This window comes from Scandinavium sp. (genome assembly GCF_036271055.1).
GTDB lineage: Bacteria > Pseudomonadota > Gammaproteobacteria > Enterobacterales > Enterobacteriaceae > Scandinavium.
The window spans coordinates 1-9333 of the sequence record NZ_DATBBJ010000064.1; the positions used below are offsets into that span (position 1 = coordinate 1).

At 51.4% G+C, this 9333-nt stretch carries 9 protein-coding genes and 1 rRNA gene; 4 read left to right on the top strand and 6 right to left on the bottom strand.

Going from position 1 to position 9333, the window contains the following annotated elements:
* Both VH187_RS11565 and VH187_RS11570 read left to right on the top strand, forming a co-directional pair.
* On the top strand, positions 1-107 hold a 107-nt coding region (locus VH187_RS11565), incomplete at its 5' end, for a hypothetical protein (RefSeq protein WP_329701607.1).
* 273 nt (positions 108-380) lie between these two features.
* Complete coding sequence (locus tag VH187_RS11570; protein ID WP_329701599.1) at positions 381-1949, top strand: methyl-accepting chemotaxis protein; 1569 nt, start codon at positions 381-383, stop codon at positions 1947-1949.
* A 60-nt stretch (positions 1950-2009) separates the two neighbouring features.
* Here VH187_RS11570 and proS read toward each other — a convergent pair whose 3' ends face one another.
* From proS to metN, 6 genes are all read right to left on the bottom strand, one after another.
* Positions 2010-3728: a proline--tRNA ligase gene (gene proS / locus VH187_RS11575; RefSeq protein WP_329701600.1), complete on the bottom strand. Its 1719-nt coding sequence runs from the start codon at positions 3726-3728 to the stop codon at positions 2010-2012.
* 114 nt (positions 3729-3842) lie between these two features.
* Entirely contained in the window at positions 3843-4550 is a 708-nt protein-coding gene (gene tsaA / locus VH187_RS11580; RefSeq protein WP_329701601.1) for a tRNA (N6-threonylcarbamoyladenosine(37)-N6)-methyltransferase TrmO, read from the bottom strand.
* Positions 4547-4951: an Rcs stress response system protein RcsF gene (rcsF, locus tag VH187_RS11585; RefSeq protein WP_329701602.1), complete on the bottom strand. Its 405-nt coding sequence runs from the start codon at positions 4949-4951 to the stop codon at positions 4547-4549. The genes tsaA and rcsF overlap by 4 nt, the downstream gene beginning before the upstream one ends.
* Positions 4952-5057: 106 nt before the next feature.
* Positions 5058-5873 (bottom strand): methionine ABC transporter substrate-binding lipoprotein MetQ, encoded by an 816-nt coding sequence (gene metQ / locus VH187_RS11590; protein WP_329701603.1) that lies wholly within the window; start codon positions 5871-5873, stop codon positions 5058-5060.
* Between the two features lie 41 nt (positions 5874-5914).
* Positions 5915-6568, bottom strand: a complete 654-nt coding sequence (locus tag VH187_RS11595) for a methionine ABC transporter permease MetI (RefSeq protein ID WP_329701604.1) — start codon at positions 6566-6568, stop codon at positions 5915-5917.
* Positions 6561-7592 carry a methionine ABC transporter ATP-binding protein MetN gene (gene metN / locus VH187_RS11600; protein WP_329701605.1) on the bottom strand — a complete coding sequence of 344 codons (1032 nt, stop codon included), beginning with the start codon at positions 7590-7592 and terminating at the stop codon, positions 6561-6563. Before metN ends, VH187_RS11595 begins: the two co-directional genes overlap by 8 nt.
* A gap of 189 nt (positions 7593-7781) precedes the next feature.
* Between metN and gmhB the strand changes: the two genes are divergently transcribed.
* Both gmhB and VH187_RS11610 read left to right on the top strand, forming a co-directional pair.
* Complete coding sequence (gene gmhB, locus VH187_RS11605) at positions 7782-8348, top strand: D-glycero-beta-D-manno-heptose 1,7-bisphosphate 7-phosphatase (RefSeq protein ID WP_329701606.1); 567 nt, start codon at positions 7782-7784, stop codon at positions 8346-8348.
* A gap of 370 nt (positions 8349-8718) precedes the next feature.
* Positions 8719-9333 (top strand): 16S ribosomal RNA (locus VH187_RS11610); the annotation flags it as partial.

The following is a 9333-nucleotide window of genomic DNA, read 5'->3' on the forward strand; positions in this document are numbered from 1 at the left end:
GGGATATGGAAAGCATGGCGCAGATGGTAAAACTGCCAACAAGAAGAGAAAGAGCCTTCCCGGGAGTGGTAAAGGAAAGGCCCTACAAGTACAGAAAAGCCATATAAAACAGCCAGTCAGTCGCTTAACTGACTGGCATTACATCCGATGATGAGTCTTTTTTTTGTTAATCACGTACCACCGGTCTATTGGTCAGCTGCAAACTTCGCGCTGGGATCATCAAATTTTCATGCGAAGAAAAACCACGCAATAAGCAGATGCGTTCGTATTGTCTGTTTAGCCCATTTCCTTCGATATTCTCCATCAACATCACACTCTCCTTGCCGATAACCCCGAAATTGAGGTGGATATTCTGACTCTAATCGAAAAGGAACGACTTTGTGAAAAACATAAAAATCAGCATCGGACTCTTGTTTGTGCTCGGCCTGTTTACGTTATTGCAGCTGCTTTCCAGCGGGCTTGGGCTTCATTTTCTGAAAAACACTAACCACGATATTCAGGCACTGAGCTATAACTCAGGAGAGCAAAAAGCGCTAAATGCGACGCGTGATGCTTTCATCGTCAGTAGGACGTTGTTTGATGCAACCGTTCAGGGGAAAATCCATCATGAAAATGTGGATGCTGCTCAGGCGGCGGCAAAGATCCGTGAGCAACTCGCTATCGCCGCTGATCAATTCCAGATTTTTTGGAATATTCCAGGGCTATCGACGACGCAACCTGATGTAGGGATCGCGGTGAAGAAAGCCTATGAACAGCAGGTTGCTATTCTCAGTCATAACAGCGAACTTCTGACCACCATTACCGATCCGGATGCGTTAAAACAGGCGGTAGCGTCAAATAATGCCTCCACCGCAGAGGCTCGTTCTGGCTGGGATACTGAATATCATAATTACATGTCAGCCACGCAGCGAAACCTTGCACAAGTCGTTAAGGGGAGTAATAACGCATATCATTTTGCGATTTGGGTGATGATCCTGATGCTGGTAATTGCCGTCGTGCTTTTCTTTACTATTCATTTCTGGCTTCGCGGTACGCTGGTTCGACCGTTGGAGAAAGTTACACAGCATTTCAATGACATTGGTAAAGGCGACCTCACGGGAGTGATTACCGTGGCCAATGGCAATGAGATCGGGAAATTGTGTGCGGCATTGCAGGAGATGCAAAGCGGGCTTAGCGAAACGGTACAAAGCATTCGCCAGGGTGTTGAGTCGATTAATATCGGCACCCGTGAAATTGCTGCCGGAAACGGTGACCTCTCCAGTCGAACCGAAGAGCAGGCCGCGGCAATCGTACAAACCGCCTCCAGCATGGAGCAAATCTCTTCGACGGTGAAACTCAATACGGACAGCGCTTTACAGGCATCGAAAATGATCCGTGGCACCGTCAGCATCGCCAATTCCGGCGAAGTGCAGATGCAGAACATGATGAGCAAAATGAGTGCGATAAGCCAAAGCGCGCAAAAGATGGTGGAGATCATTAGCGTGATTGACAGCATCGCCTTCCAGACCAACATTCTGGCGCTGAATGCGGCGGTAGAAGCCGCTCGTGCCGGGCAGTCTGGCAGAGGTTTTGCCGTGGTCGCTGGTGAAGTCCGCAATCTGGCGAAGCGGTGTACCGATTCCGCGAAAGAAATCACCACGCTGATTAATGAATCCACCGGCTATATTCAGGACGGCGCAGATCTGGCGAATAAAACCAGTCAGACTATCGGTGAAATCAGCCAGGCTATTGGGAAAGTGAACGCGATGATGGAAGGGATTGCGCTCGCCTCTGAAGAACAGAGCAGCGGCGTAGAACAGATTCGTGTGGCGATTACGCAGATGGATCAGGTCACGCAACAAAACGCCGCGCTGGTAGAAGAAGTAGCAACCACCGCTTCTGGCGTGGAGGAGCAATCAAATCTGCTGTCTCACTCGGTTGCAGTCTTTAAGCTGAAAAACGCCTTTTAAGCCCCAAAAAAATGCCCGTCATGAAAATGACGGGCGTGTCGATTTCAACATCGGGCAAGATTAACGCTTGATGTTGCTCACCAGGAAGTTCATTACGTCCCCAGTTTTGATCATCTGCTTGTCACCGTTACGACGATATTTGTATTCGATTTCGTCGTTGTCGAGGTTACGGTCACCGATGACGACGGTATGTGGAATACCGATCAGTTCCATATCAGCAAACATCACGCCTGGACGCTCTTTACGGTCATCCATCAGCACTTCAATGCCCTGAGCGCGCAGTTCGCTGTATAGCTTCTCAGCCAGTTCCTGAACGCGATAGGATTTGTGCATGTTAATTGGCAGGATAGCGACCTGGAACGGAGCGATGTTATCTGGCCACAGAATCCCGCGCTCGTCATGGTTCTGCTCAATCGCTGCTGCCACTACGCGCGTTACGCCGATGCCATAACAACCCATCGTCAACGTCTGGTTACGACCATCTTCACCCTGAACGGATGCTTTCATCGCTTCAGAATATTTGGTGCCGAGCTGGAAGATGTGGCCAACTTCGATGCCGCGTTTGATCAGCAGCGTACCTTTGCCATCCGGGCTTGGGTCACCTGCGACGACGTTACGGATATCAGCGACTTCTGGCGTGGCGACATCGCGATCCCAGTTAATGCCGAAGTAGTGTTTGCCATCGACGTTCGCGCCTGCGGCAAAATCACTCATCACAGCAACGGTGCGGTCGATAACCACTGGCACGTTCAGACCAACCGGGCCGAGTGAACCCGGACCAGCTTTCGCTACCGCTCGAATTTCTTCTTCTGTTGCGAAAGTCAGTGGGCTTGCTACTTGCGGCAGTTTTTCCGCTTTCACTTCGTTCAGTTCGTGATCGCCACGCACCAGCAACGCAACCAGCGGATAAGCGCTGTCTTCTACGGCTTTCACCAACAGGGTTTTGACCGTCTTTTCAACCGGCAGGTTGAACTGCTCAACCAGTTCGGCGATGGTTTTCGCGTTTGGCGTATCAACCAGCGTCATTTCCTGAGTGGCAGCGGCGCGCGGTGCTTTTGGCGCAACGGCTTCGGCGAACTCGATATTGGCAGCAAACTCAGATTCATCAGAGAAAATTACATCGTCTTCACCGCTGGAAGCCAGCACCTGGAATTCGTGCGATGCGCTACCGCCGATAGAACCGGTATCTGCCTGAACGGCGCGGAAATCCAGACCCATACGGTTGAAGATGTTGCTGTAGGCCGTATACATCTTGTCGTAGGTTTCCTGCAAGGATTCCTGAGACGTATGGAAGGAGTAGGAATCCTTCATGATGAACTCACGGGAGCGCATCACACCAAAACGTGGACGGACTTCGTCACGGAATTTGGTCTGAATTTGATAGAAGTTCAGCGGCAGCTGTTTGTAAGAGCTCAGCTCGTTACGAATCAGGTCGGTGATGACTTCTTCATGCGTTGGACCGAGAACAAACGGACGATCCCCACGGTCAGCAATTCGCAGCAGTTCCGGGCCGTACTGTTCCCAGCGTCCACTTTCCTGCCACAGCTCAGAAGGCTGTACCACAGGCATTAACACCTCGATGGCACCGGCGTTATCCATCTCTTCACGCACGATGTTTTCGACTTTTTTCAGGACGCGCACGCCGGTCGGCAACCAGGTATACAATCCGGACGCGAGCTTGCGAATCATCCCGGCGCGCAGCATCAGCTGGTGGCTGATAACCTCGGCGTCGGCAGGTGTCTCCTTCAGCGTGGAGAGCAGATATTGACTAGTACGCATGATATTACGGTTCCATTTGAACGATCGGCGCAAGCGGGAGTGTGCCCGCCTGATACAAAAAAAGTGGTTTAGTTTATCAGCCTGGCAGAGTTGTCAAAAGAGAGGAGGAGAAAATTAGCGTGCTTCGAGGGCAAAGACTTCAAACCCCGCGTCAGTGACGCGCCAGCGGACGTTGAAGTCATGTAACCAGACGGCGTACGTTTTCCCCGTTTCTTCCCCTTTGCGATATGCCGGGCGAGGATCTTGCGCCAGCACATCACTGATGAAAGCGCGCAGATGAGGATAACGCTTCTCAAGTGTGGGTAACTGGTTTTCGAGTTCGGCGGTAAAGCTGACATTTACACTGGCAACTGGCGCTTGCTGCGCGTAGCTCGCCTGGGCATCCGGCAGCGCTTCGGCAAAGGGCAAATAGGGTTTGATGTCGACGACTGGCGTACCATCAACCAAATCGAGACTGCCGAGCTCCAGAATTACCTGATCTTTATGGCAACGAATGTCTTTCAGTTCGACCAGCGACATACCAATCGGATTGGGGCGAAACGTAGAGCGAGTCGCAAAGACGCCCATTCTGGCATTACCGCCTAGACGAGGCGGGCGAACGGTCGGACGCCAGCCGCCTTCCATCGTTTGATGAAAGACAAACAGCAGCCAAAGATGGCTGAATGCTTCCAGACCACGAACGGCATCAGGTTGGTTGTACGGCGGGAGCAAGTGAAGTTCGCCGTTTCCGTGTTGCACCAGACCGGGCTGGCGCGGGACGGCAAACTTCTCTTTATAAGGCGAGCGGATAACGCCTATCCGCTCAAAGGAAAATTCACTCATTTCGCCGAAACGTTGAGCGCAGTTCCGAGGCAAACGGCCTGACGATAGCAACCCGGTGTGCCGCTGGTGACTTCACAGCTGTGCAGCAAAACGGCGTTGGCTTTCATTTTTGCCGCATTGATTTGCAGGCGCTTACGGGCCGTTGGAATATTTGGCGGAGAGTCCTGGTTTGAGGCCTGGCAGGATTCGCCGCTCACTTCGCCGAGATCGCGGAAGGGGGCACCGACCAACTCCTCAGCGCTGTTATAAATTTTCACCGGAGCAGGGCGCGGCGCTTTTGGCTTGGCAGGCTCGGTTTTCGGGGGCGTTGCTGTGCTTTGTACAGGCTCTACAGGAGTTCTGTTTAACATGGAACAGCCGCTCAGGATCAGCGCTAAGAAACAGACCGGTAAAGCACGCATAGTATTTCCTCAATGAATAAAAAACCGAACTTAATAAATCAGGTGCTCGCCAAAATGACAAGACGGGCATAAAGCCCGTCCTGAATGATATTACTTTGTGAAAAGATTACCAGCCTTTAACGGCACCGCCATTGAAGATCTTGTTAGCGGCTTCGTACACTTCATCAGACTGATACGCTTCAACGAATTTCTTCACGTTTTCCGCGTCTTTATTGTCTTCACGGCTGACGATCAGGTTTACGTACGGGGAGTCTTTGTCTTCAACAAAGATGCCGTCTTTCGCTGGCGTCAGACCGATCTGGCTTGCGTAAGTGGTGTTGATAACCGCCAGCGCAATTTGTGCATCGTCGAGAGAGCGTGGCAGCTGCGGCGCTTCCAGTTCAACAATTTTCAGGTTTTTCGGGTTGCCAGTGACGTCCAGAACGGTCGGCAGCAGGCCAACACCGTCTTTCAGTTTGATCAGGCCCACTTTCTGCAGCAGCAGCAGAGAACGACCGAGGTTAGTTGGGTCATTCGGCACGGCAACCTGTGAGCCCGGCTGCAGTTCGTCCAGAGATTTAATTTTCTTGGAGTAGCCCGCGATCGGGTAAACGAAAGTGCTGCCGACCGGAACCAGTTTGTAGCCACGATCTTTGATCTGCTGATCCAGGTAAGGTTTGTGCTGGAAGGCGTTGGCGTCGATATCGCCTTTGCTCAGAGCTTCGTTTGGCAGCACGTAGTCGTTGAAGGTCACCAGTTCAACGTCGAGGCCATACTTCTCTTTTGCTACTTTCTGTGCAACTTCAGCAACCTGTTGTTCTGCACCCACGATCACGCCGACTTTAATGTGGTTAGGGTCTTTTTGATCAGGACCGCAACCCACCAGTGCCAGAGAACCAATCAGGGCACCCACTGCCGCAAAGGTTTTTAACTTGAACGCCATTTTTCTTCCTTAACTCTTAGAGTTGTCTGTTGTGTGTAACGTTACTTGTGAGTGACAGTCCGGACGATGCGATCGCCAGAGAATTGAATTAAGTAAACCAGAACCACCAGTAATACCAGAACGGTATTCATTACCGTAGCGTTATAACCGATATAGCCGTACTGATAACCAATCTGACCCAAACCACCGGCACCGACGGCGCCACCCATTGCGGAGTAACCGACCAGGGTAATCAGGGTAATGGTTGCCGCATTCACCAGACCTGGCAGCGCTTCGGGCAGCAGGACTTTGCGGACGATCTGCATCGCGGTGGCGCCCATCGCACGTGAGGCTTCAATCAGGCCAGTCGGGATTTCCAGCAGTGCGTTTTCCACCATACGAGCAATAAACGGTGCTGCGCCCACGGTCAATGGAACAATTGCCGCTTGCAGACCGATAGAAGTCCCGACAATGACGCGGGTGAACGGGATCATCCACACCAGCAAAATAATGAACGGAATCGAACGGAAGATATTCACCAGCGCAGAAAGCGTACGGTAGAGTTTGGCATTTTCAGCAATCTGCCCAGGGCGCGTGACATAGAGCAACACGCCGACCGGCAGGCCAATCACAAAACCAAAGAAACCGGAAACAAAGGTCATCGCCAACGTTTCCCAGACGCCACGCCCCAGTAACCACATCATTGGCTCAGACATAACCCAGTACCTCTACTTTCACATGGTTTTCTTGCAGCCAGGCAATCGCGGCTTGCGTATCTTCTTGTGTTCCGTGCATTTCAGTCAGCATGATGCCGAATTTAACGCCGCCCGCGTAATCCATCTGCGCACTTATAATGTTGTTATTCACATTGAAGCGACGCGCGGTTTCTGACAGTAACGGTGCATCAACGGACTGGCCGGTAAATTCCATGCGAAGCATCGGAACGCTGCTGGACACCTGCTCTGGTTTCAGTCGAGCCAGGTAATCTTCCGGAATATCCAGATGCAGAGTGGACTGGATAAACTGCTGCGCGAGAGGGGTTTTCGGATGCGAAAACACTTCACTGACAGTGTCTTGCTCAATCAACTCACCGTTACTGATGACAGCTACACAGTCACAGATGCGCTTCACGACATCCATTTCATGGGTGATAAGCAGAATCGTCAGGCCGAGACGGCGGTTAATGTCTTTCAGCAATTCGAGAATAGAACGGGTGGTTGCCGGGTCCAGTGCGCTGGTGGCTTCGTCGCACAGCAACACCTTCGGGTTACTGGCCAATGCACGAGCAATCGCCACACGCTGTTTCTGTCCACCGGAAAGGTTGGCCGGATAGCTGTCGTGTTTATCCGACAGACCCACCAGATCCAGCAGTTCCGTTACACGACGTTTGATTTCTTCCTTCGGCGTGTTGTCCAGTTCCAGTGGCAGCGCAACGTTACCGAACACGGTACGTGAGGCCAGCAGATTAAAGTGCTGGAAAATCATGCCAATCTGGCGACGTGCTTTTACTAACTGTGATTCGGAAAGGGCGGTTAAATCCTGCCCATCAACCAGAACGCTTCCCTGGGTTGGGCGTTCAAGTAAATTGACGCAGCGGATCAGCGTGCTCTTACCTGCACCTGATGCACCGATGACGCCGTAAATTTGACCGGCAGGGACGTGCAGGCTCACATCATTCAACGCCTGAATGGTTCGCTGGCCCTGCTGGAACACTTTGGTGATATTCGAAAGTTTTATCATTAGCTATTTATTATCGTATGGTGATTTGCCGTGGCATTTTCTGCTGCTGCAGAGGTGCAGCGACCCTCAATAAAATGGATGTTAAGGCATCCAGACGTCTAAATCAATCCGGGCAGTAATAATGAGCACTTTATTGGCGCGGGAAACATGAGATAATAGCGCTACAAGCCTTATCTCAGGAGTAAACCGGTGGCAAAAACCGTACCCGCTATTTTCTTAGACCGTGATGGCACGATTAATGTCGATCATGGCTATATCCACGAAATTGACGCATTTGAATTTATTGATGGCGTCATTGATGCCATGCGCGAATTAAAAGAAATGGGCTATGCGCTGATTGTAGTGACGAACCAGTCCGGAATCGCTCGTGGTAAGTTTACTGAAACTCAGTTTGAAACATTAACTGAGTGGATGGATTGGTCCCTTGCCGATCGTGGTGTTGATCTGGACGGTATCTATTACTGCCCGCATCACCCGCAGGGCACAGTAGAAGAATATCGTCAGGTGTGTGATTGCCGTAAGCCACATCCAGGCATGTTCATCTCTGCTCGCGATTTCCTGCATATAGATATGAATGCCTCCTTTATGGTTGGCGACAAAATTGAAGATATGCAGGCAGCTGCTGCTGCAGGTGTAGGGACGAAAGTGTTGGTGCGCACCGGTAAGCCTGTGACCGACGAGGCTGAAAATGCAGCGGATTGGGTGATTGATAGCCTGGCGGCACTGCCTGCAGCCATCAAAAAGCAGAATAAATAGGCGTTCGGGCGAAAAGATGAGCGGTTGAAATAAAAATGCATTTTTCCGCTTGTCATGCCTCGAGAACTCCCTATAATGCGCCTCCATCGACACGGCAGATGTGAATCACTTCACACAAACAGCCGGTTCGGTTGAAGAGAAAAATCCTGAAAAATAGGGTTGACTCTGAAAGAGGAAAGCGTAATATACTCCACCTCGCAACGGTGAGCGAAAGCCGCGTTGCACTGCTCTTTAACAATTTATCAGACAATCTGTGTGGGCACTCAAAGTGACATGGATTCTAAACGTCGCAAGACGCTAAATGAATACCAAAGTCTCTGAGTGAACATACGTAATTCATTACGAAGTTTAATTCACGAGCATCAAACTTAAATTGAAGAGTTTGATCATGGCTCAGATTGAACGCTGGCGGCAGGCCTAACACATGCAAGTCGAGCGGTAGCACAGAGAGCTTGCTCTCGGGTGACGAGCGGCGGACGGGTGAGTAATGTCTGGGAAACTGCCTGATGGAGGGGGATAACTACTGGAAACGGTAGCTAATACCGCATAACGTCGCAAGACCAAAGAGGGGGACCTTCGGGCCTCTTGCCATCAGATGTGCCCAGATGGGATTAGCTAGTAGGTGGGGTAACGGCTCACCTAGGCGACGATCCCTAGCTGGTCTGAGAGGATGACCAGCCACACTGGAACTGAGACACGGTCCAGACTCCTACGGGAGGCAGCAGTGGGGAATATTGCACAATGGGCGCAAGCCTGATGCAGCCATGCCGCGTGTATGAAGAAGGCCTTCGGGTTGTAAAGTACTTTCAGCGAGGAGGAAGGCGTTAAGGTTAATAACCTTGGCGATTGACGTTACTCGCAGAAGAAGCACCGGCTAACTCCGTGCCAGCAGCCGCGGTAATACGGAGGGTGCAAGCGTTAATCGGAATTACTGGGCGTAAAGCGCACGCAGGCGGTCTGTCAAGTCGGATGTGAAATCCCCGGG

Bases quoted from the DNA above. Each gene is read 5' to 3' on its own strand.
- metN (WP_329701605.1), bottom strand. From the start codon at position 7,592: ATGATAAAACTTTCGAATATCACCAAAGTGTTCCAGCAGGGCCAGCGA.
- VH187_RS11595 (WP_329701604.1), bottom strand. From the start codon at position 6,568: ATGTCTGAGCCAATGATGTGGTTACTGGGGCGTGGCGTCTGGGAAACG.
- metQ (WP_329701603.1), bottom strand. From the start codon at position 5,873: ATGGCGTTCAAGTTAAAAACCTTTGCGGCAGTGGGTGCCCTGATTGGT.
- proS (WP_329701600.1), bottom strand. From the start codon at position 3,728: ATGCGTACTAGTCAATATCTGCTCTCCACGCTGAAGGAGACACCTGCC.
- rcsF (WP_329701602.1), bottom strand. From the start codon at position 4,951: ATGCGTGCTTTACCGGTCTGTTTCTTAGCGCTGATCCTGAGCGGCTGT.
- tsaA (WP_329701601.1), bottom strand. From the start codon at position 4,550: ATGAGTGAATTTTCCTTTGAGCGGATAGGCGTTATCCGCTCGCCTTAT.